Source organism: Roseovarius sp. A-2, from assembly GCF_002072155.1.
GTDB lineage: Bacteria > Pseudomonadota > Alphaproteobacteria > Rhodobacterales > Rhodobacteraceae > Roseovarius.
Genome location: NZ_BDIY01000001.1, coordinates 16,141 through 36,807, shown reverse-complemented (window position 1 = coordinate 36,807; position 20,667 = coordinate 16,141). Strand labels below are relative to the sequence as shown.

Below are 20,667 nucleotides of genomic sequence, written 5' to 3'. Positions count from 1 at the left end.
TTGCCATGCTGAATTCACATAATGGAATGTTACGGCCTTCCAACCCGATGCACAGGATTTATTTTGCCCAAGCCCCGGAATGTCACATCGGAAATATGGCAGAATCGCTATGATCCGTGCTAGGTATTGGGGTATGAACAAACCTAGCCCCAATATAAGCCAGCCCCCTCCGGTGATCCGTCAGTTGGATGAGGGTGCCGTCAACCGCATCGCGGCGGGCGAAGTCGTGGAGCGTCCGGCCTCGGCGGTCAAGGAACTGATGGAAAACGCGCTCGATGCCGGGGCGGCCCGGATCGAGGTTGCGGTGGCCGATGGCGGCAAGACCCTGATTCGGGTGAGTGATGACGGCTGCGGCATGGCGCCCGATCAATTGCCGCTGGCGCTGGCGCGGCATGCCACCTCCAAGATCGACGGCAGCGATTTGCTGAACATCTATTCCTTCGGCTTTCGCGGCGAGGCGCTGCCCTCGCTCGGCGCGGTCGGGCGGCTGAGCATCACGTCTCGGGCAGAGGGGCACGAGGCCGGTGCGATCACCGTCGCAGGTGGGCAGATGGGCGGCGTGAAACCTGCCGCGCTCAATGCAGGAACCGTGGTGGAGTTGCGCGATCTTTTCTACGCCACGCCCGCGCGGCTGAAATTCATGCGCAGCGACCGCGCCGAGAGCCAGGCGATTGCCGACACCGTCAAGCGCCTTGCCATGGCAGAGCCGCATGTGGGCTTTACCCTGCGCGATGTGTCGGGCGGGGGCGAAGGGCGGATCACCTTCCGCGCCGATCCTGAGACGGGAGATCTCTTCGACGCGCTGCATGGCCGTCTGGCGCGTATCCTCGGGGCGGAGTTCGCCGACAACGCGCTGCGCATCGACGCCACCCGCGAGGGGCTGCGGATGACCGGCTATGCCGCCCTGCCCACCTATTCGCGCGGCTCGAGCGTGGCGCAATATCTCTTCGTCAATGGCCGCCCGGTGCGCGACAAGATGCTCTACGGTGCGATGCGTGCGGCCTATCAGGACGTGCTCAGCCGCGACCGGCACCCGGCGGCGGCGCTGTTTATCGACTGCGACCCGGTGCTGGTGGATGTGAACGTGCATCCTGCGAAATCCGAGGTGCGGTTCCGTGATCCGGGGCTGGCGCGGGGGCTGATCGTCTCGGGGCTGCGCCATGCGCTGGCCGAGGCGGGGCATCGCGCGTCAACGACCGTGGCGGGGGCCACGTTGGGCGCGTTCCGGCCGGAACCCTCGGGCGCGCGCGTCTACCAGATGGACCGCCCGTCGCCGCAGGCGCGTAACCTCGCCTATCAGGCGCAGGCCCCCGGGTTTGCCGAGATGGTGGAAGATTGGAGCGCGCGGGTCGAGCCGGAGATCCAAACGCCGGAGCCGGAGGACGTATCCGTCACCGCCCTGCCCCTCGGGGCCGCGCGCGCACAGATCCACGAGAATTACATCATCGCCCAGACCGAGACCGGCATGGTCATCGTCGATCAGCACGCCGCGCATGAACGCCTTGTCTACGAACGCCTGAAACGTCAGATGGCCGAAACCGGCATCGCGGCGCAGGCCCTGCTTATCCCCGAGATCGTAGACCTGTCCGAGGCCGATTGCGCGCTTCTGGCCGAGCATGCCGAGGATCTTGGCACCCTCGGCCTTGTGGTCGAGCCGTTTGGCGCGGGGTCTGTCGCTGTGCGCGAAACCCCGGCCATTCTGGGCGAGGTCAACGCGCAGGCGCTCTTGCGCGACATCCTTGACGAGTTGCACGAACAGGGGGCGAGCGACACGCTCAAATCCCGCATCGACGCCATTCTCAGCCGCGTCGCCTGTCACGGCTCGGTCCGTTCCGGCCGCCGGATGAGCGCGGAGGAGATGAACGCACTTCTGCGCGAGATGGAGCGCACGCCGCATTCCGGCCAGTGCAATCACGGGCGGCCCACCTATGTGGAGCTGCCGCTGTCGGACATCGAACGCCTATTCGGTCGCACATGATCCAGATCGGCACCTATTCCCTGTCGCTTGACGACCCTCTCACGCTGATCGCGCTGATCGGCGCGGGCGTGCTGCTGCTGATCGTGATCCTTCTGATCACCGCCGTGCGCGCCGCAACCCGGTCGGCGCGCATGACGGAACCGCTGGCGCAGCAGATGAGCCAGCTTGGACAGCGGGTGCAGGGGCTGTCGGACGGGCAGCATCAGCTTGCAGGCGGGCTCAACCATGTCTCCGAGGCGCAAGCGGCCAGCCAGTCGCATATGCTGCAACTGATGGAAAAACGCCTTGCCGAAGTGGGCAACCAGATGACCGAGAACCTGCAAGGCTCGGCTCGCCGCACCGCGCAATCCTTGGGCGATCTGCAACAGCGCCTGCAGGCCATCGACAAGGCGCAGGACAATATCACCAAACTGTCGGGCGATGTGCTGTCGTTGCAGGATATCCTGTCGAACAAGCAGACGCGCGGGGCGTTCGGGGAAATCCAGCTGACCGATATCGTGACCAAGGCGCTGCCCTCGGACAGCTACAGCTTGCAGGCCACGCTCTCGAACGGGAAACGCGCCGATTGCCTCATTCACCTGCCCAACCCGCCGGGGCCGATCTGCATCGACAGCAAATTCCCGCTGGAGGCCTATGAGGCGCTGCGCCGGGCCAAGACCGATTGGGAGCTGAACGAAGCCGCGAAATTCCTGCGTACCTCGGTCAAAAAGCACATCCGCGACATTTCCGAGAAGTACATTCTCGATGGTGAAACAGCCGACGGCGCGCTGATGTTCCTGCCCTCCGAGGCGGTCTATGCCGAACTGCACGCCAATTTCCCCGAACTGGTGCGCGAGGGGTTCGCAGCCAAGGTCTGGATCGTGTCGCCCACCACCTGCATGGCCACGCTCAATACCATGCGCGCGATCCTGAAAGATGCGCGGATGCGCGAACAGGCGGGCGCGATCCGGCGCGAGTTGGGATTGCTCTTTGCCGATGTGGACCGGCTCGGAAGTCGGGTCGAGAACCTCGACCGGCATTTCCATCAGGCGGCCAAGGACATCTCGGAGATCAAGATTTCCGCCGACAAGGCCGGGCGACGCGCGCGCAGGCTCGATAATTTCGACTTCGAGGAACTTGCCCCCGAGTCCGAACCTGCCTTGCCGGCCCCGCATGAGGGGCTGGCGCGCAAGGGCTGAGTGCGGGTTCAGGAGCCCGCGTTTTCCAGCGCTTCGATCCGGGCCTTGAGCGCCTCGTTTTCCTCGCGCGCCTTCTGGGCCATGGCGCGCACCGCGTCGAATTCCTCGCGGGTGACAAAATCGCGATCAGCGAGCCAGCGGTCGATCATCGACTTCATCGCCGTCTCGGCTTCGTCGCGTGCGCCTTGGGCCACGCCCATGGCATTGGTCATCAACTGGCTGATATCGTCGAGCATCTTGTTGCGGGTTTGCATGGCATGTGCCTCCGGCGTTAAATTTCCTCCCCATATATGGCCCGAGGACGGGCGATCACAAGGTTGACTTTCCCCACGCGGCAACGGCACAGAGACACCCATGCAGGCCATGATCCCCTTCCCCGATATCGCGCCGGAGATCGTCTCGATCTCGCTCTTCGGCATGGAGTTCGCGCTGCGCTGGTATGCGCTGGCCTATATCGTGGGGATCGTCATCGGCTGGCGCATTGTGGTGGCCAGCGTCCGGCGTCCGGCACTTTGGCCAAATGACACCGCGCCGATGGATGCACGCGCGGTCGAGGACCTGCTGACATGGGTGATCCTCGGCGTGATCCTTGGTGGCAGGATCGGCTATGTGCTGTTTTACCAGCCTGGCTATTACCTTTCGAATCCCAGTGAGATCATCGCCGTCTGGCAAGGCGGAATGGCGTTTCACGGCGGGCTGATGGGGGTCGTGCTGGCGGTGGTGGTGTTTTCCTACCGGCGCGGCATCCGCTGGCTGTCGGTGGCGGATGTGCTCTGCATGGTGACGCCTGTGGGCTTATTGCTGGGCCGGATCGCAAATTTCATCAATGCCGAACTGTGGGGGCGGCCCACCGATCTGCCCTGGGGCGTGGTCTTTCCCGGCGGGGCGGCGCAGGATTGCCCGGACATCTTGGGGCTTTGCGCGCGCCACCCGTCGCAGCTGTACGAGGCGGCGCTTGAAGGGCTGATCCTCGGGGCGGTGCTGTTGTGGCTGGGCTGGCGGCGGGGCGCGTTGAAAGCCCCCGGTACGCTGACCGGGCTGTTCTTTGCAGGCTATGGCGTGGCGCGGTTCATGGTGGAATTCGTGCGTCAGCCCGATGCGCAATTCGTCGGCGATGGCAATCCGCTGGGGCTGGCCTGGCATGTGGCGGGCTATGGCCTGACCATGGGCCAGATCCTGTCGCTGCCGATGATCGCCTTCGGCATCGGTATGTTTCTCTGGGCCCGCCGGACACGGAAACCGGCCCCGGCGTGAGCGCGCTCAAAGGTCATATCGCCGCACGCATTGCCGCCGTCGGGCCGATCTCGCTGGCCGATTATATGGCGCTTTGTCTGATGCATCCCGAGATGGGTTATTACGTGACGCGCGACCCTTTGGGCGCGGCCGGCGATTTCACCACCGCGCCGGAAATCAGCCAGATGTTCGGTGAATTGCTGGGCCTATGCCTGGCGCAGTCATGGCTCGATCAGGGGCGGCCCACGTCCTTCGCACTGGCCGAGTTGGGGCCGGGGCGCGGCACGCTGATGGCCGATATCCTGCGCGCCACCAAGGGCGTGCCGGGGTTTCATGCAGGCGCGCACGTGCATCTGGTCGAAGCCTCGCCCACACTGCGCGAGAAACAGGCGCAGAGCATCAACCATGCGCGCGTGACATGGCATGACCGGGCTGAGGACCTGCCCGACCTGCCGCTCTTTCTGGTGGCGAACGAGTTTTTCGACGCCTTGCCGATCCGGCAATTCCAGCGAGAGGGCGAAGGCTGGCGCGAGCGAGTCGTCGGGCTACGCGACGACAGGCTGACCATCGGCCTCGGCGGGCCGGTGGCACCGGCCGATCTGGCGCATCGGCTGGCCGACACTCGCGACGGCGACATCGTAGAGATCTGCGCCCCGGGCCGTGCCATCGCCCAGGAGATCGGTACAAGAATCGAGGCGAGAGGCGGGGCCGCTCTGATCGTCGATTATGGCGACTGGCGTTCGCTTGGCGATACGTTTCAGGCAGTGCAGGCGCACGCGCCCACCGATCCGCTAGCCGCACCGGGCGAGGCCGACCTGACCGCGCATGTGGATTTCGAGGCCCTGGCCCAGGCCGCCCCCTGCGCGCATGCCCGCCTCATTCCGCAGGGCACGCTGCTCTTCCGTCTGGGCATTGAGGCCCGCAAGGACGCGTTGGCACGCAAACTGACCGGGGCCGCGCGCGACAGCCATCTGGCGGCATTTCAACGCTTGACCGACCCCGCCGAAATGGGGAGGCTCTTCAAGGTGCTTGCCCTGCATCCCACGACCTTGCAGCCTCCGCCCGGATTTGACCCATGACGCTTGAAATCCTGACCTCGGACAGCCTCGCACCCTTGCGCCACGGATTCTTTACTCGGCGCGGCGGGGCCTCCTCGGGCGTATTTGCGGGGCTGAATTGCGGACCGGGGTCGTCGGATCAATCCGAAATCGTGACGATCAACCGCGCCCGCGTGGCACAGGCGATGGCGGTGGAGCCCGCCAACCTCGTGACCGTGCATCAGGTGCATTCGGCAGATGTTGTGACAGTCGATGGGCCACTGGCCGAACGGCCCCGCGCCGATGCGATGGTGACGGCAACCCCCGGCGTGGCGCTTGGCGTGCTGACGGCGGATTGCCAGCCGGTGCTGTTCGCCGATACCAAGGCCAGGGTGGTCGGCGCGGCGCATGCGGGCTGGCGCGGGGCGCTCGACGGGGTGCTGGAGTCGACGGTGGAGGCGATGGAATCCCTCGGCGCGGGGCGCGACCGGATCACGGCCGTGATCGGCCCCTCGATAAGCCAGGCGGCTTATGAGGTGGGGCCGGAATTCCTCGAGGATTTCGTGGCCGAAGACCCCGGCTACAGCCGGTTTTTCGCCAATGGCGAGAACGGGCGCTATCAGTTCGACCTGCCCGCCTTCGGGCTGCACTGCCTCCGCCGGGCAGGCGTGGGCCATGCGGAATGGACCCGGCATTGCACCTATGCTGACGCGGCGCGGTTCTATTCCTATCGTCGCGCCACCCATGCGAATGAGGCCGATTACGGGCGGCTGATCTCTGTGATCCGGCTCTGAGCCGGGGCAATTCGGGCAAGAACCCGGCACGCGATGACCGGTTTTCGTCAAACTTTGGGGCGCACTCGCACGGCCTTGCTCTGAAAAACTCTGCTCAGAACATTGATTTCATTACCTTTCTGAGAAAGAGAAAGTCCGTGCATCATGACCCGCATGGGTATCCATTTTTTTTGAGAATTCGCGTTTAGCCGTCAAAACCTGGCCTCAAACCGTTGCCATAGTTGCCTTTAGAGAAACAATGCGCCCACGGCACGGGCCAATCGGAACGAGGATCAGGTCATGAAAACACGTTGGTTGAAATCGGTGGTCAAGCACAGCAAGCGCCCGGCCCCGGCGCTTCCCTACCATCGCAACGCGCGTTCCCTCGCGACACGCCGCGCTACGGTAACACAGGCGAGGGCTGTCAACTCGGCCTGACCCCCGCGATCATCGGGGCCGCCTGACACGCAGACGGCCCGCAAGTCATCTCTGCGGCGCGCTTATGCCGCCTGCTCGACATTCACCTGATGCGGATAGGGAATCGAGATGCCGCCCGCGTCGAATGCTTCTTTCACCGCCTTGGTCATGGCGAATTTCAGATCCCAGTAATCGGGCGCATCGCACCACAGGCGCACGCCGATATCGACGCTGCTGTCGCCGAGGTTCACCACGCGCGCCCACGGTTCCGGATCCGACTTCACGCGCGCATCGGCCTTGGCGGTGTCGAGGATGATCGCGATCGCGCGGTCGGCGTCGTCGCTATATCCGATGCCGAAGGTGAGGTCACAGCGCCGGGTTGCGTGATGCGAGTAATTCGTGATCACCGACCCCCAGGCCTGACCGTTGGGCAGGATGATCTGCACGTTGTCGGGTGTCGAAAGTTCGGTGAAGAAGAGATTGAGGTCGACCACGGTGCCCGAGGTGCCGCCGATATCGACATACTGTCCCAACTTGTAGGGCCGAAAGAGGATCAGCATGAAGCCCGCCGCGAGGTCACTGAGCGTGCCCTGAAGCGCCAGGCCGACGGCCAGCGTGGCCGCGCCCAGAACCGCGACGAGACTGGTCGCCTGGATCCCGAAAATCCCCAGCACCGCTACAAGCACCATCAACAGGATCACCCACTTGACGATGGAGGCGGCAAAATTTCCGATGGTCTTGTCGATACGCGCGCTCGTATTGACGCGGCGCCGCACGATGCCGCTGACAATTCCGGCCGCCATCCAGCCGAGGATCAGAACGGCGAGGGCCTTGGCGGCGGCGATAACAAGCGGCCCGTAGCCAGCGAGTTGTGTCATCAGGTCTTGCATCTTTCTCTCCCTTCAACAGGCCCCATGTGCGCGAGACGGGAAAAGGGCCCGCCGAACAGCGGACCCTTCGCCATGTCACCGGCTTATTTCTTCAGTGAATCGCGGATTTCCATGAGGATGTCCAGTTCCGACGGGCCGGGATCGGCCGCCGGGGCTGCCTCCTCGGGTGTGGCGGCGGCCTCCTTGGCGCGGTTCACCGCCTTGACCAGCAGGAACACCACCCACGCGATGATCAGGAAGTTGATCACCGCCATGATGAAACGGCCATAGGCGAAAACCGCCGCGCCCGCCTCTTCTGCGGCGGCGATGGAGGCGTATTCACCCGACCCGAGCAGCATATAGAGGCCGGAAAAGTCGAGCCCGCCCATGAACAGGCTGATGATCGGATTGATAAGGTCGGCCACCAGCGAGCCGACAATCGCGGTAAACGCCGCGCCGATGATGATGCCAACGGCCATGTCCATGACATTGCCCTTGGCGATGAAATCCTTGAACTCTTGTAACATAATCGTCCCTTTCGCACTTGCCCTTGGCGGTTCATCTGCTCCGCCACTGACGCGATTTACCATGAAACCCGCAAAATCCTCGTGAAAACGTGATGCACCGTCGGGGAAAAAGCGGTTGACCTTCCCCGCAGGCGTGCCTGCCGCCTTGCCATGACTGCGGGGCCCGCCTAGCGTGACGCTGTAATCGACCCCGATGGAGAGACGTATGCACCTGACCCTTGGAGAAACCGACGCGCTCTATTACCTCCATCATCGGCCCTCTCGCGACGGCGCGCCGACCTTCGTCTTCGTCAACGCGCTCACCGGATCGACCGACGCCTGGGAAGCCGCAGTCGCGCCTGCACTGCGCGATCAGGGCTTCGGCACGCTAAGCTACAATTTCCGGGGGCAGGCCGAGTCGCCGTTCGATGCAGCGCTCGACCTGACCGATCAGGTGATCGTTGCGGATCTGGAACGGCTCATGACCGAGGTCGCACCCGCGCGCCCGATCCTCGTCGGGCTGTCCATCGGCGGGCTTTACGCCGCGCGCGCGGTGCTGAATGGCACACAGGCCGAAGGGCTGGTGCTGCTCAACACCCTGCGCGAGATCGGGCCACGGATCGACTGGGTCAACACGGCGATGGCACAAATCGTGGCGCATGGCGGGGTGTCGCTTTTTCTCGACGCATTGTTTCCGCTGCTGGTGAACGAGGATTTCGCGGCAAAGGCGCGCGGCAATTTCCTCAAGGGCACGTATGCGCCGCTGCCGCCCGAGCATGGCCACATGAACCTGATGCGAAATGCCGCCAAAACCGACTGGCACCTCGATTACAGCACCCTTGCCCTGCCGGTTCTGGTGATCACCGGCTTGCAGGATCGGGTATTTCTGGACCGGGACGTTGTCGACCGGCTCTATGCCACCCTGCCCGATGCGCAGCGTGAGGACTGGCCCGAGGCGGGCCATCTTCTGCCGCAAGAGGCCCCTGCGCGGCTGGCCGAGAGCCTGGCACGCTTCGGAGCGGAGATCTGCCCATGAACATCCCCGAGAAATGGGCCTATCCGGCGGTGATGATCGGCGTCGTAGGGCACGCCAGCAGCGAGTTCTTCGCCAAGCTGTCGGGCGTCGCCGGGCCGGAAACCAGCGTCTGGCGCTACCTTCTGGGCGGCTTTGGGCTCATTCTCTGGGCGCTCTGGGATCGCGATAGCCGCGATCTCATCACGCCCTTGCGGCAGGAGGGGCTGCGTATCCTGTGGCTGTCGATCATGGGGGTCACGGTCACATATCTGTTCTTTCACTGGGCGCTGGATTACGCGACGGTGATTCAGGTGGCCACAGTGACCACCACCATCCCGATTTTCGTCGGATTGGCGAACTGGGTGCTCAACGGCGTGCATCCCGGCGCAGTCAAGATGGTAACCGGGCTTTTGGCGGTGCTGGGCATCGCCGTGCTGCTGACCGACGGGGCACTCACCACGTTGGCCGGTGAGGCAGGCACCCTGCCCGGGGTTCTGCTGGCCATGGGCTGTGCCGCACTCGGCTCGTTCTACGCGGTGCTGATCAAGCCGGTGATGGGGCGTCACGGCGGATTGCGGATCATTGCGCTGACCATGATGATCGGCGGCATCGGGTTGTGGCTGCTTGTCGGCGTGGCCTGGGGCACCTGGGTCAACCCGGCAAGTATCGTCGAGAAACCCCCGCTTGCCGCGTGGTCGCTGATCGTCCTTGCGCTGTGGAACACGACGATCACGCAATTGCTCTGGTTCGGCGGCCTCTCGGCGGCCCCGGACATCACCCGCGCCTCGTATCTCTTCTTTCTCAAGCCGATCATAGCAGCCGCATTGGCCATCGTGATCCTTGGAACCTGGCCCACGAGCCTGCAGGTTGTGGCGATCATGCTGGTAACCGGCTGCGTTCTGGTCGAGCTGTACTGGCCGCGGTTGCGTGCCGCATTTGCCGGGCAGGGAACCCGCTGAAGACAGTTCAGGCAGGCATCGGCATCAACGCACGGGCAAAGCGCGCCTTCCAAAGCGCCTCCTCGTATTCGCCCTCGGCGGTGCTGTCATAGACCACACCGCCGCCGACGTTGAGCGTGGCCTGCCCCTGCTCCAAGAGCAGCGTGCGAATGGCGACGTTGAATTCCGCACGCCCATCCGGTGCGGCCCAGCCAATGGAGCCGCAATAGATCTCGCGCGCAGTGCCTTCGAGGTCGGCAAGAATCTGCATCGCCCGCAGCTTTGGCGCACCGGTGATCGACCCGCAGGGAAAAAGCGCGCGCAGGATGTCCGAGAGCGTGGCACCGGGTGCCAGATCGGCGGAGATAAGCGAGGTCATCTGGTGCACCGTCTCATAGCTTTCGACGCTGAACAGTTCCGGCACGCGAACCGAGCCGGGCACGCTCACCCGACTGATATCGTTGCGCAGAAGGTCCACGATCATCAGGTTCTCGGCGCGGTTCTTTTCATCCGACTGAAGAAAGAACCGGCGGCGCGCATCCTCCATCGCATCCGTGCTGCGCGGCTGCGTGCCCTTCATCGGCCGGGTCTCGATCCCACCCGTCGCATCGATGCGAAAAAACAGTTCCGGAGAGCGTGACAGGATCGAGGGCAGCCCCTCGGCCTCGATCAGCACGCCGTGGCGCACCGGCTGAATCCGGCTCAGCGCGGCATAGAGCGCCTGCGTCGTGCCGGTCACCTGCATCCGGATCGGAAAGGTGAGATTGGCCTGATAGATATCGCCCGCGCAGATATAGTCATGCACGATCCGGAACGCTTGGCGGTAGCGGCGTGCGTCCCAATCGGGGCGCATATCGCTCAATTGCGCGGGGCCGGGGCTGAGGGGGGCAGCCACCTGTGGGGCGTCAAATACGCCGAACTGCAAGAGCGGCAGGCGGCGACGCGAAGGCAGGGTCGCGGCAAGGCGCGGCTCGAACGCATGGCCCAACTCGTAGCTGGCAAACCCCGCGAGCCAATGCCCCGCTGCGCGCGCCGCGTCCATCGCAGCGAGAGCGGCGGGCACGTCCTCCACCTCATGCGCCACGATCAGCCTTTCAGCCTGCGCGAACTGACAGGCGGCCCCGGTCGGTCCATGATCGAAACGAATCTGCACGTCGCATTCCTTTGGGCAAGTGCTGCGCTTTTTAGGCCGCGCGGCACCGAAAGACACCTACAAAAGCGCCGCTTTGATCCGGTTTTGCGCAAGCCCCCGTGCTTGACACACACGATCGCAGGCGCGACGCTCGGACCAAAAGGGCGATTTAAGGACCGGATTGATGAAACTTCTTTTGCACAGCGGCATTCTGGGTCTCTGCCTCTGCGCCGCGGTGGCGAGGGCGGAGCAGGCCTCGATCGGGTTCGAGGGGCCGGGCGAAGGCCCCGCGCCGCAGAAAATGCAAGAGGACGGGTATCGCATCGTCACACGCAATGCGATGATCTCGACCGCTGAAAAGTCGGGGGACGGCACCGATGGTGCGAACGAGATCGAGGGCACCATGGGGCAGCGTGGCGGCATCGCGATCCTGCGCGACGCACCTTTTACCTTTGTCTCGCTCGACTGGCAATCCGAGCGCGGCGCGCCCGAAGTGCAGGTCGAGGGGTATCTCGGCGATCTGCTGGTTGCGGGCGACCGCTTTGTCGCCGACCTTGCACAGCCAGGCTTCACGCGCTTCGACGCAGGTGCGCTCAAAGGGCAGGTCATAGATCGGCTGATCCTCTATCCGCAGCGCGACGGCGCGGGCATGGGCGCGCTTGACCGGATCATTCTGGAGGACGCGCCCGAGATGCCCGAAACCTCCTGAACACGCACCGGGTTTGCCCCTTGCACACGGGCGGATCATGGATATAACCCCACCAATTTGCGCGCGCGCCCCACCGGCCCGCGCGGTCATCAAGCTGCCCGGGGACCGATATGCCGAAAAGAACCGATATCTCATCCATCATGATCATCGGAGCGGGGCCCATCATCATCGGACAGGCCTGCGAATTCGACTATTCCGGCGCACAGGCCTGCAAGGCCCTGCGCGAGGAAGGGTATCGCGTCATCCTGGTGAACTCTAACCCCGCGACGATCATGACCGATCCAGGCCTTGCCGACGCCACCTATATCGAGCCGATCACCCCCGAAACTGTGGCCAAGATCATCGAGAAAGAGCGGCCCGACGCATTGCTGCCCACGATGGGCGGGCAGACCGGGCTCAACACCGCCCTCGCCGTGGCCGATATGGGCGTGCTGGAGAAATTCGGCGTCGAACTGATCGGCGCGAACCGGCAAGCCATTGAAATGGCCGAAGATCGTAAGCTCTTCCGCGAGGCGATGGACCGGCTGGGCATCGAGAACCCGAAGGCGACAATCGCCAACAACATGGATGAATGCATGGCGGCGATCGACTATGTCGGCCTGCCCGCGATCATCCGCCCAGCCTTTACCCTTGGTGGCACCGGCGGCGGCGTGGCGTATAACCGCGACGATTATATCCACTACTGCAAATCCGGCCTCGACGCCTCGCCTGTCAGCCAGATCCTGATCGACGAGAGCCTGCTGGGCTGGAAGGAATACGAGATGGAGGTGGTCCGCGACCGCGCGGACAACGCGATCATCGTGTGCTCCATCGAGAATGTCGATCCGATGGGCGTGCACACGGGCGATTCGATCACCGTGGCCCCTGCCCTGACGCTGACCGACAAGGAATACCAGATCATGCGCAACGGCAGCATTGCCGTGCTGCGCGAGATCGGGGTCGAGACCGGCGGCTCCAACGTGCAATGGGCCGTGAACCCCGAAGACGGGCGCATGGTGGTGATCGAGATGAACCCGCGCGTGTCGCGCTCCTCTGCGCTCGCCTCCAAGGCCACGGGTTTCCCGATTGCCAAGATCGCGGCCAAGCTGGCGGTGGGCTACACGCTCGACGAGTTGGACAACGACATCACCAAGGTGACGCCGGCCTCTTTCGAGCCGACCATCGACTATGTCGTGACCAAGATCCCGCGCTTTGCCTTCGAGAAGTTCCCCGGCTCCAAGCCGCATCTGACCACCGCGATGAAATCGGTGGGCGAGGCCATGGCGATTGGCCGCACGATCCACGAGAGCCTGCAAAAGGCGCTCGCCTCGATGGAAACCGGCCTGAGCGGGTTCGACGAGGTGGAAATCGAGGGCGCGCCGGACAAGGCCGCGATCACCCGCGCGCTCTCGGTCGCTACCCCCGACCGGATGCGCACCATCGCGCAGGCCATGCGCCATGGCCTGACCGATGACGAAATCAACGCCGCCACGGCGTTCGATCCATGGTTCCTCGCCCGTATCCGCGAGATCGTCGAGGCCGAGGAGCGCATCCGCCGCGACGGCCTGCCGATGACCGAGGACGGGCTACGCCATCTCAAGATGATGGGCTTCACCGATGCCCGCCTCGCCACCCTCACGGGCCGAGACGAGGATCAGGTGCGCCGCGCGCGCATTAATCTAGGCGTGCATGCGGTGTTCAAGCGGATCGACACCTGCGCCGCCGAATTCGAGGCGCAGACGCCCTATATGTATTCCACCTACGAGGCCACGATGATGGGCGAGGTCGAATGCGAGGCGCGCCCATCGGAGGCCAGGAAGGTCGTCATTCTGGGCGGCGGCCCGAACCGGATCGGTCAGGGGATCGAGTTCGACTACTGCTGCTGTCACGCCTGTTTCGCGCTCAGCGATGTGGGCTACGAGACAATCATGATCAACTGCAACCCCGAGACGGTCAGCACCGATTACGACACCTCGGACCGGCTCTATTTCGAGCCGCTGACGTTTGAGCATGTCATGGAAATCCTGCGCGTCGAGCAGGAAAACGGCACGCTGCACGGGGTAATCGTGCAATTCGGCGGGCAGACCCCGCTCAAACTGGCGCGCGGGCTGGAGGCCGAGGGCATCCCGATCCTAGGCACCACACCCGACGCCATCGACCTGGCCGAAGACCGCGAACGGTTTCAGGATCTGGTGGTCAAACTGGGCCTCAAGCAGCCCAGAAACGGCATCGCCTCAACGGACGCGCAAGCGCTCGCCATTGCCGAGAGCATCGGCTTTCCGCTGGTTATCCGCCCCTCCTACGTGCTGGGCGGCCGCGCGATGGAGATCGTGCGCGACATGGCCCATCTGGAACGCTACATCGCCGAGGCGGTGGTCGTTTCGGGCAAGAGCCCGGTCCTGCTCGACAGCTACCTGTCGGGTGCCATTGAATGCGACGTCGACGCGCTCTGCGATGGCAGGACCGTCCATGTCGCGGGCATCATGCAGCATATCGAGGAGGCCGGCGTGCATTCGGGCGATAGCGCCTGCTCGCTGCCGCCCTACTCACTTTCCCCGGCGACCATCGAAGAGATCAAGACACAGACCGAGGCGCTCGCGCGCGCGCTCAATGTCGTGGGGCTTATGAATGTGCAATTCGCGGTCAAGGGCGAGGATATCTACCTGATTGAGGTAAACCCGCGTGCCAGCCGCACCGTGCCGTTCGTCGCCAAGGCGACGGATAGCGCCATCGCCTCCATCGCCGCGCGACTGATGGCGGGCGAGAGCATGGCCGCCTTCCCCTATCGTGGCCCCTACCCGCGCGACACCCAGCCCGGCAGCCTGCCGATGGCCGACCAGATGACGCTGGCCGATCCCAACATGCCGTGGTTTTCGGTCAAGGAGGCGGTGCTGCCCTTCGCACGCTTCCCGGGTGTCGATACGATCCTCGGCCCCGAAATGCGCTCTACCGGCGAGGTGATGGGCTGGGACGTGTCGTTCCCGCGTGCCTTCCTCAAGGCGCAGATGGGCGCGGGCGTGGACCTGCCCGAGGGGGGCCGCGTGTTCGTCTCGATCAAGGACAGCGACAAGACCCCGCAGCTTGTGGAAACCGCGCAGGTGCTCACGAGTCTGGGCTTTACCCTCGTGGCGACACGCGGCACCGAGGCCTTCCTGACCGAGGCGGGCCTTGCCTGCGAGGTGGTCAACAAGGTCTATGAGGGGCGGCCCAATATCGTCGATATGCTCAAGGATGGTGAGATCGCGCTGGTGATGAACACCACCGAGGGCATGCAGGCGGTCGAGGACAGCCGCGAAATCCGCTCGGTCGCGCTCTATGACAAGATCCCGTATTTCACCACCGTGGCCGGATCGCACGCGGCCGCATTGGCGATCAAGGCGCGGCAAGAGGGCGAACTGTCGGCCATGCCCTTGCAGGGTGTGCCCGGCTAACCCGATCAGGTTCCGGCCCGCGCCGTCACCCGGCGCGGCGTCGGTGTGCGATCTGCGCTGCGGCCCAAGCCGCGCCAAAGGCCCCGAGCCCGTCAGCCAGAAGGTCGGCCCACTCGGCGCTGCGGCCCACATAGGGCTGAACAATCTCTATGGCACCGCCATAGGCGAGCGCCACCAGTGCCACCGCTCGCCAATGCACCGGGTGCCGCCAGGCAAGCGGCACAGCAAGCGCACCGAAAGCGAGGAAATGAGCCAGCTTGTCCATCCATGAAACCCCGTCCGGCCCGGGCGGTACTGGCATCAGGGTCAGCGCGGCAATTGTGAGTGCAAGGCCAAGGGTCAGAAAAAGGGGCATGGCGGCCTCTTAGGCCCCCACCGCGCCCCGATCAAGCGCCGATCAGGAATCGAAGATCTCTCCAAATAAACCACCACATCTCTTGCGCGGCTTTCCGCCCGAAAAACCGCGATCATCGCCGCGTGGACGATACCCGGCATCGGCGCGGTCGATGATCTTGTCGAATTCGCTCGGTCGAGCCACACACCACGGCATGTCGGGCAATAGTCGATCTCAATTCCGGCCCGCTCCGCAAGCACGAGTTCGTTTTCGTCAATCGAGCACGGCCTAACTTTCCTCCTGTCTGTGGCCCAAATCACCCGAAAAGGTGGGCGCACGGGGCCACCGGCACAGGAGGGCGTGCGATCTGCCGCAGCCTAGAGCGGGCGCAATTTCGAACCGAAAATGTCTACCAACTTTTTCTGAAATTGCTTTAGCGGATCACATGCACCGCGCAGGTGGCATGGCGCACGACCTTGGCCGCGGTCGAGCCCAGAAGCAGATCCTGCATGCCGGGTCGGTGGCTCGCGATCACGATGCAATCGGGGCCGTGCGTTTCCGCCCAGTCGAGGATGGTGCGGCCCGAATGCCCCTCGATCACGAAGGATTCGGCGCGCGGCAGGGCGGCGGCCATGCTCGCCAGTTCCGTCTCGATGGCCTTGCGCGCCTCGGACTGATACCCAGAGGGCAGATAGGAGATCGCGTAGGCCGGCACCTGCTCAATGACATGCAAGAGGCTGATCGTGCCGCTCTCACCGGCGAGCAGCCGCGCCGCCGCCAGCGCCCCGGCACCGTCGCGTTCCGCATCGAAGGAAACGGGCACGAGAACGTGGTCATACATGGGATATCCTTTCGCGTTGTTCTGTCCGAGTGTCCCGCCAAAACGAGGGCCCTGCCTTGATCCAGATCACTTGGCCGCTATTGCTGCGCGTCCCGCATCTGCTGTGCGATCTGCGCCGCCCACTCACCGATGATCGGCAGGAACTCGATCTGGCTCAGGGCCCAGAGGATCAGCGACAAGAGCACTGTTGCTCCCAGTACCGTACCAAGCCCGACCGCGAGCCCGCGCGCGAAATTGAACGCCAAGAGGCGCGGCAGATTGTTGTGGATTCGCACGAAACGGTGGCTGTTGAGCTGCCGGACCTCGCTGCGCAGGGCCCGAATCTCCTCGCTCAGATCGTCGGGTTTCGTGGCCTCATCCTTCATTCGAAGGTCGCCACGACATCATACATCACCGGCTCGAAACTCTTGCTCAGCTCGTTGATCGTTCGATTACGCGCGCGCATCTCGTCGCTGCGCAGCATAGCCTGAAAATCTTCGCGCGCGCGCCATTGCGAATAATTGGCGATACGCGTCTGCGCGTCATTCACATGCAGACCGGCAGCGATGAAGCCAGGCTGTTTCGAGATGAACTCGCGATAGGCGTCGCGCAGCAGGTCGAGCAGATCTTCGCAGGTCCCCGGAGTGACCTCGAAGGTGGTGAGCACGGTCTGATGGCTGCTTTGCTCTGTGATATGTGGCATGGCACACCTCCCTTGATCTCAGCCTAGCACGCGGACACGGGAGGGTAAATTCTCTCCCCACCTTAACCCTCGCTTTACCCTTTCCATCGAAGGTTAACGCAGAGGTAATCATGTTGAGATACCTGTTGCTCTCCCTTCTGCTCATGCCGTGGTTCGCCGCCCCGGCGCTGCCCGGCGCGTGGCCGCGTGCGAAGGGCACGGCGTTCGTCGCTACCTCCGCCCAGATCGAGGGGCCGGACGAACACGGGGTCTACCGGCAAAACGTCACCCTTTTCGCCGAATACGGCCTGACCGAGCGGCTCACCCTCGGGGTCGATGTGGGCGGCGACGCCGTGCGTACGAGCAAGACCGTGGCCTTTCTGCGCTGGCCCGTTGGCCCTGCCGAACGCCCACTCAAGCTGGCAGTGGAACTCGGGGGGGGACAGGTCCAGGGCGAGACAGCGCTGCGCCCCGGCCTGAATATCGGCCGGGGCATCAAGCTATGGGAGCGCTATGGCTGGCTGGCCGTCGACAGCCGCGCGGTGCTCGTTGAGGGCGGTGGCACATCCCTGGAAGGCGAGGCAACCTTCGGTCTCTCAGTGACGGCGCGCAGCAGGGTGATCCTGCAACTACAGGTCGGTGCGCCCGATGAGGGCCGCGATTACACGCGCTTTGCCCCGTCCTTTGTCTATCAGATCCGGCCCGGAGCCCATATCGAGGCCGGGCTGATTGAGCCCCTCACAGGTGCCGGGCATCGCGGCTTCAAGCTCGGGCTCTGGCGCAGTTTTTGAGCGCCAGTCATGGCCGCATCAGACCGCGTCGTCGATCCGCAGGCGCAACACCACCTTGCCCGAAACCGCGCCTGGCCATCGCAGGTTGATGCGGTCATTCTCCGGCCCCTGCCGGGTTTCGACATAAGCTGTCATATGGCTCACATCGCCGCCGGGATCGCGTAACGGCCCGTCCGGCAGGATTGACTCGACGGTCTGCGCCCACGCCCCGAACGGCAGACGCGGGGCGGGCTCGACCACCCAGGTTTCGCTCGCGCTACTCTCTTCATGCGCCATGACAAGCGGGCTCGCGGCCTGAATGCTGATGTTGTGAAAGCTGTTCTCGGCAAAGGTGATACCCCGCACCCGGTCGAAATCGAGATCGGCAAAGCTGGTATCCACCGTCTCCACACGGTCGAGCGTGCCTATGGCGCGAAAGGTATTGCCGGTCACGGTCATGCCATTGAGGAAATGGCCCGGACCGTGAGGTTTGACCGTGATAAAGGTGAACCACGGGGCCATGTCGCTGGCCAGAAAAACATTGCCGGTCACGCTGAGCGCGCTGAACGAGAACTCACTGGCAAATTCGGGGGCGGCGTCATGCTCGTTCGCCCATTCGATGAAGCAGTTGTCGATGTAGTTGCCGTTGATCGTGCCGCGATTGTTGGTGCGCGTCATCACGAAGCCTGCGCTGCGGATCCCGTTCGAGGCGGAATCGCCCTGGAACACGTGATTGCCGGAAATCAGCGAGCTTGACCCGGCCATCACGGCGAAATGCCGGAAGAACGTCGCGCGGTTGTCGCGGATCTTCAGGTCATTGGCATTGGCGTTGAACCCGATGCTGGCGCGCTCCGTCACCATAAGCGGGCTCTCGTTCGAGAGAAACTGGCAACGGTCGATCATCATCCCCTGATCGCCTTCGCCATGACTGGTGATGCCACGATCCCTGGGGCGGGTGATGAAACAGTCGCGAAAATGGTTGGCCGAACCCGAAGGCGGCAGCAACACCGCGCTGCAGTCGCCCGAGCACTGGAAATCCACCTCGGAAAACACCATGCGCGACACGTCCTGAAAGCCGCTGAAATCGATCATGTACTTGAACCGGCGGAAGGTGAACACTTGGGTTCCGGCGGCATCGAAAAGCGGCTGGCTGAGCGTCAGACGCCCGGCGGCGATGTTGCGCGACGTGACATAGACCTCGCGGCCCACACCAGTGCCCTCGACCAGAGATCCCACCGCGATATTGGCCACGTCCACGACGTTCGACAGGCGCTTTTCGTCGGCCTCGGGATCGTAGCTTGCCTGCGAGGTGACGGTATCGGTCTCCCAGGCGGGGGTCGGAAATACCGAGAACTGGCCATTCTGGATCACGTGGCGCTGGTTGTAGGTGCTGCGGTTGCCAACGGCGGCGGCCATATCGACCGGTTCGCGCAGGGCAATCTTGCGGCCTGCCAGATCGAGCGTCACGTGCCCGGCATTGTTCAAGAGCGCCTGATAGGCCTTCTTGAAGGCCAGTTCGCTGTCGCCGAACGCGTCGATATAGGCGGGCAGGTCGTAATTCTTGGTCAGCGACAGGATCGCATCCTCCGGCATCGCCAGCGTCCCCTCGAACCGGATGCGGCTCTGGATCGTGGTGCTTGACCCGAGGAAATACGTACCCGAAGGCACGATAATCTCTCGCCCCCCCGCCGCCGTGTCAGCGGCTTCGAAGGCGGCGTGATCGTCCTTCACCCCGTCACCGATGGCGCCGAAGTCGCGCACATCTACCGTGGCGATCACGTCGCGCAGAAAGAACCGGCTGACATCCTCGATCTCGATATCGTCGATCCGCACCACACCGCCCGACGGGCCGGTGAGGTCGATCCCGAAATGGCCGAACACCGCCTGCGGCCCCCAGACCATATCCACCCCCGTGCGCCGCCCGATGCCCACGATTGCGCTCACCTCGACCACCTCGCCATAGGTCGTCAGCGTGACCTGCGTCGCCTCGACCGTCACACCGGCTAGCCCCGCACCGTCGGCATCCCCGGCAAATGCGGCAATCCGCACATTGGGCAGGTTGCCCGCGATGGCCTTGATCCGCGCGCGCACCTGCAGATAGCAGCCCGGCAGGATCGGCGTCTCGCCCATGAACCGCACGCGCTGCACGGCCTCGATCTTCTGCAGTTCCAGCGCACCGCCGAAATCCTGATCGGCTGGTACAAAGGCCGCATTGGCCACGTTTTCATAGGTGTCCGAGCCGGGCCGCCCGTCGCCGCTCGACCACTGATCGAGTCCCGCCGCGAAGGGCCGGGGCATGAAAACGATGCCTTGGGTGATTGTCTTGTTCATGGATATCCCTTTCTCTCTCCCGCGCCGCGCGTGATGGAAAGAGGGATTAGCCCCGAGGCGTTAACCGGATGTCAGGGCATCGTCACGGTGCCTCTTGGATGGCTCAGGCCGCAGCCCCGGGGGCCAGGCGCACCCGCACACCATTGATTTTCAGGCCGTCCTCCCGCTTGACCATCTCGTATTCGACGATCCAGAATTTGCCCGCCGGCCCGCGCAACAGCACACTCTGCCAGAGCTTGCCCGCTATCACCTCAGCCTCGAGAAAAGTCACATCGGACGGACGCCAGACCATCGGATAGCCCTCGCGGACCATGCGACCAAAGCCCTCGGGCGTATCGAACTTGCGCTGAATGAACGGGCTGGCATGGCTGAACGCGCGCTCCAAATCCTCCGACAGGAATGCCTCGATCTGGGATGAAATGACCGCTCTCAGCGCCGTCTCATCGGCGCGCGCAGCACCGCTCAGACCAATAGAGACGATCAGGGATAGAATGAAATATCGCATGGCAACACCTCCATGCAAAATTGAAATAGG

Annotated in this window: 22 protein-coding genes; 11 read left to right on the top strand and 11 right to left on the bottom strand. The window is 63.9% G+C overall.

The window, feature by feature from the left end; genetic code table 11:
• Positions 1–133 precede the first annotated feature (133 nt).
• Together mutL and BHD06_RS00185 are read left to right on the top strand one after the other, a co-directional pair.
• On the top strand, positions 134–1,978 hold the full coding sequence (mutL, locus tag BHD06_RS00190) for a DNA mismatch repair endonuclease MutL (RefSeq protein ID WP_080454977.1): 1,845 nt from the start codon (positions 134–136) through the stop codon (positions 1,976–1,978).
• The gene (locus tag BHD06_RS00185) at positions 1,975–3,156 is read left to right on the top strand and encodes a DNA recombination protein RmuC (RefSeq protein WP_080454976.1); all 1,182 of its coding nucleotides are present in this window, start codon (positions 1,975–1,977) and stop codon (positions 3,154–3,156) included. The genes mutL and BHD06_RS00185 overlap by 4 nt, the downstream gene beginning before the upstream one ends.
• 8 nt (positions 3,157–3,164) lie before the next feature.
• Here the strand turns inward: BHD06_RS00185 and BHD06_RS00180 are convergent, their stop codons facing one another.
• Positions 3,165–3,410 carry an accessory factor UbiK family protein gene (locus tag BHD06_RS00180; RefSeq protein ID WP_080454975.1) on the bottom strand — a complete coding sequence of 82 codons (246 nt, stop codon included), beginning with the start codon at positions 3,408–3,410 and terminating at the stop codon, positions 3,165–3,167.
• A 100-nt stretch (positions 3,411–3,510) separates the two neighbouring features.
• Here BHD06_RS00180 and lgt point away from each other — a divergent pair, with 100 nt between their 5' ends.
• From lgt to BHD06_RS23520, 4 genes are all read left to right on the top strand, one after another.
• Complete coding sequence (gene lgt / locus BHD06_RS00175; RefSeq protein WP_080454974.1) at positions 3,511–4,410, top strand: prolipoprotein diacylglyceryl transferase; 900 nt, start codon at positions 3,511–3,513, stop codon at positions 4,408–4,410.
• Entirely contained in the window at positions 4,407–5,468 is a 1,062-nt protein-coding gene (locus BHD06_RS00170) for a class I SAM-dependent methyltransferase (protein WP_080454973.1), read from the top strand. Before lgt ends, BHD06_RS00170 begins: the two co-directional genes overlap by 4 nt.
• On the top strand, positions 5,465–6,220 hold the full coding sequence (pgeF, locus tag BHD06_RS00165) for a peptidoglycan editing factor PgeF (RefSeq protein WP_080454972.1): 756 nt from the start codon (positions 5,465–5,467) through the stop codon (positions 6,218–6,220). The genes BHD06_RS00170 and pgeF overlap by 4 nt, the downstream gene beginning before the upstream one ends.
• 279 nt (positions 6,221–6,499) lie before the next feature.
• Positions 6,500–6,637 carry a hypothetical protein gene (locus BHD06_RS23520; protein WP_176214238.1) on the top strand — a complete coding sequence of 46 codons (138 nt, stop codon included), beginning with the start codon at positions 6,500–6,502 and terminating at the stop codon, positions 6,635–6,637.
• A 62-nt stretch (positions 6,638–6,699) separates the two neighbouring features.
• Here the strand turns inward: BHD06_RS23520 and BHD06_RS00160 are convergent, their stop codons facing one another.
• Together BHD06_RS00160 and mscL are read right to left on the bottom strand one after the other, a co-directional pair.
• Complete coding sequence (locus tag BHD06_RS00160) at positions 6,700–7,506, bottom strand: mechanosensitive ion channel family protein (RefSeq protein ID WP_080454971.1); 807 nt, start codon at positions 7,504–7,506, stop codon at positions 6,700–6,702.
• A gap of 83 nt (positions 7,507–7,589) precedes the next feature.
• Positions 7,590–8,012 carry a large conductance mechanosensitive channel protein MscL gene (gene mscL, locus BHD06_RS00155; protein ID WP_080454970.1) on the bottom strand — a complete coding sequence of 141 codons (423 nt, stop codon included), beginning with the start codon at positions 8,010–8,012 and terminating at the stop codon, positions 7,590–7,592.
• A gap of 205 nt (positions 8,013–8,217) precedes the next feature.
• Here mscL and BHD06_RS00150 point away from each other — a divergent pair, with 205 nt between their 5' ends.
• Together BHD06_RS00150 and BHD06_RS00145 are read left to right on the top strand one after the other, a co-directional pair.
• Positions 8,218–9,027, top strand: coding sequence for an alpha/beta fold hydrolase (locus BHD06_RS00150; protein ID WP_176214237.1), 810 nt, complete (start codon positions 8,218–8,220; stop codon positions 9,025–9,027).
• The gene (locus BHD06_RS00145; RefSeq protein WP_080454968.1) at positions 9,024–9,965 is read left to right on the top strand and encodes a DMT family transporter; all 942 of its coding nucleotides are present in this window, start codon (positions 9,024–9,026) and stop codon (positions 9,963–9,965) included. Before BHD06_RS00150 ends, BHD06_RS00145 begins: the two co-directional genes overlap by 4 nt.
• A gap of 7 nt (positions 9,966–9,972) precedes the next feature.
• Here the strand turns inward: BHD06_RS00145 and BHD06_RS00140 are convergent, their stop codons facing one another.
• Positions 9,973–11,097, bottom strand: coding sequence for an aminodeoxychorismate synthase component I (locus BHD06_RS00140; protein ID WP_080454967.1), 1,125 nt, complete (start codon positions 11,095–11,097; stop codon positions 9,973–9,975).
• A 163-nt stretch (positions 11,098–11,260) separates the two neighbouring features.
• On the opposite strand from BHD06_RS00140, the gene BHD06_RS00135 reads away from it, so the two are divergent.
• Together BHD06_RS00135 and carB are read left to right on the top strand one after the other, a co-directional pair.
• Positions 11,261–11,785 (top strand): hypothetical protein, encoded by a 525-nt coding sequence (locus BHD06_RS00135; RefSeq protein WP_080454966.1) that lies wholly within the window; start codon positions 11,261–11,263, stop codon positions 11,783–11,785.
• Between the two features lie 110 nt (positions 11,786–11,895).
• Positions 11,896–15,195 carry a carbamoyl-phosphate synthase large subunit gene (carB, locus tag BHD06_RS00130; RefSeq protein WP_080454965.1) on the top strand — a complete coding sequence of 1,100 codons (3,300 nt, stop codon included), beginning with the start codon at positions 11,896–11,898 and terminating at the stop codon, positions 15,193–15,195.
• Positions 15,196–15,220: 25 nt separating this feature from the next.
• Here the strand turns inward: carB and BHD06_RS00125 are convergent, their stop codons facing one another.
• The 5 genes from BHD06_RS00125 to BHD06_RS00105 all read right to left on the bottom strand — a co-directional run bounded on the left by BHD06_RS00125 (position 15,221) and on the right by BHD06_RS00105 (position 17,052).
• Positions 15,221–15,550, bottom strand: coding sequence for a VanZ family protein (locus tag BHD06_RS00125; RefSeq protein ID WP_080454964.1), 330 nt, complete (start codon positions 15,548–15,550; stop codon positions 15,221–15,223).
• A gap of 42 nt (positions 15,551–15,592) precedes the next feature.
• Complete coding sequence (locus BHD06_RS24655; RefSeq protein WP_307718120.1) at positions 15,593–15,754, bottom strand: hypothetical protein; 162 nt, start codon at positions 15,752–15,754, stop codon at positions 15,593–15,595.
• 208 nt (positions 15,755–15,962) lie between these two features.
• Positions 15,963–16,370 (bottom strand): universal stress protein, encoded by a 408-nt coding sequence (locus BHD06_RS00115; RefSeq protein WP_080454963.1) that lies wholly within the window; start codon positions 16,368–16,370, stop codon positions 15,963–15,965.
• A 77-nt stretch (positions 16,371–16,447) separates the two neighbouring features.
• A complete protein-coding gene (locus BHD06_RS00110) occupies positions 16,448–16,735 on the bottom strand; it encodes a DUF5665 domain-containing protein (protein WP_080454962.1) in 288 nt (95 codons plus the stop codon).
• The gene (locus BHD06_RS00105) at positions 16,732–17,052 is read right to left on the bottom strand and encodes an antibiotic biosynthesis monooxygenase (protein ID WP_080454961.1); all 321 of its coding nucleotides are present in this window, start codon (positions 17,050–17,052) and stop codon (positions 16,732–16,734) included. Before BHD06_RS00105 ends, BHD06_RS00110 begins: the two co-directional genes overlap by 4 nt.
• Positions 17,053–17,162: 110 nt before the next feature.
• On the opposite strand from BHD06_RS00105, the gene BHD06_RS00100 reads away from it, so the two are divergent.
• Positions 17,163–17,822, top strand: coding sequence for a hypothetical protein (locus tag BHD06_RS00100; RefSeq protein WP_080454960.1), 660 nt, complete (start codon positions 17,163–17,165; stop codon positions 17,820–17,822).
• 18 nt (positions 17,823–17,840) lie between these two features.
• Here the strand turns inward: BHD06_RS00100 and BHD06_RS00095 are convergent, their stop codons facing one another.
• Both BHD06_RS00095 and BHD06_RS00090 read right to left on the bottom strand, forming a co-directional pair.
• Positions 17,841–20,132 (bottom strand): glycosyl hydrolase family 28-related protein, encoded by a 2,292-nt coding sequence (locus BHD06_RS00095; RefSeq protein WP_080454959.1) that lies wholly within the window; start codon positions 20,130–20,132, stop codon positions 17,841–17,843.
• 103 nt (positions 20,133–20,235) lie between these two features.
• Positions 20,236–20,637 (bottom strand): DUF4864 domain-containing protein, encoded by a 402-nt coding sequence (locus BHD06_RS00090; RefSeq protein ID WP_080454958.1) that lies wholly within the window; start codon positions 20,635–20,637, stop codon positions 20,236–20,238.
• Positions 20,638–20,667 lie beyond the last annotated feature (30 nt).

Coding starts and splice junctions, on each gene's coding strand:
- mutL (WP_080454977.1), top strand. CDS start 134: ATGAACAAACCTAGCCCCAATATAAGCCAGCCCCCTCCGGTGATCCGT.
- BHD06_RS00160 (WP_080454971.1), bottom strand. CDS start 7,506: ATGCAAGACCTGATGACACAACTCGCTGGCTACGGGCCGCTTGTTATC.
- pgeF (WP_080454972.1), top strand. CDS start 5,465: ATGACGCTTGAAATCCTGACCTCGGACAGCCTCGCACCCTTGCGCCAC.
- lgt (WP_080454974.1), top strand. CDS start 3,511: ATGCAGGCCATGATCCCCTTCCCCGATATCGCGCCGGAGATCGTCTCG.
- BHD06_RS00150 (WP_176214237.1), top strand. CDS start 8,218: ATGCACCTGACCCTTGGAGAAACCGACGCGCTCTATTACCTCCATCAT.
- BHD06_RS00090 (WP_080454958.1), bottom strand. CDS start 20,637: ATGCGATATTTCATTCTATCCCTGATCGTCTCTATTGGTCTGAGCGGT.
- BHD06_RS00185 (WP_080454976.1), top strand. CDS start 1,975: ATGATCCAGATCGGCACCTATTCCCTGTCGCTTGACGACCCTCTCACG.
- BHD06_RS00135 (WP_080454966.1), top strand. CDS start 11,261: ATGAAACTTCTTTTGCACAGCGGCATTCTGGGTCTCTGCCTCTGCGCC.
- BHD06_RS00095 (WP_080454959.1), bottom strand. CDS start 20,132: ATGAACAAGACAATCACCCAAGGCATCGTTTTCATGCCCCGGCCCTTC.
- mscL (WP_080454970.1), bottom strand. CDS start 8,012: ATGTTACAAGAGTTCAAGGATTTCATCGCCAAGGGCAATGTCATGGAC.
- BHD06_RS00125 (WP_080454964.1), bottom strand. CDS start 15,550: ATGCCCCTTTTTCTGACCCTTGGCCTTGCACTCACAATTGCCGCGCTG.
- BHD06_RS00180 (WP_080454975.1), bottom strand. CDS start 3,410: ATGCAAACCCGCAACAAGATGCTCGACGATATCAGCCAGTTGATGACC.
- carB (WP_080454965.1), top strand. CDS start 11,896: ATGCCGAAAAGAACCGATATCTCATCCATCATGATCATCGGAGCGGGG.
- BHD06_RS23520 (WP_176214238.1), top strand. CDS start 6,500: ATGAAAACACGTTGGTTGAAATCGGTGGTCAAGCACAGCAAGCGCCCG.
- BHD06_RS00115 (WP_080454963.1), bottom strand. CDS start 16,370: ATGTATGACCACGTTCTCGTGCCCGTTTCCTTCGATGCGGAACGCGAC.
- BHD06_RS00100 (WP_080454960.1), top strand. CDS start 17,163: ATGTTGAGATACCTGTTGCTCTCCCTTCTGCTCATGCCGTGGTTCGCC.
- BHD06_RS00110 (WP_080454962.1), bottom strand. CDS start 16,735: ATGAAGGATGAGGCCACGAAACCCGACGATCTGAGCGAGGAGATTCGG.
- BHD06_RS00105 (WP_080454961.1), bottom strand. CDS start 17,052: ATGCCACATATCACAGAGCAAAGCAGCCATCAGACCGTGCTCACCACC.
- BHD06_RS00145 (WP_080454968.1), top strand. CDS start 9,024: ATGAACATCCCCGAGAAATGGGCCTATCCGGCGGTGATGATCGGCGTC.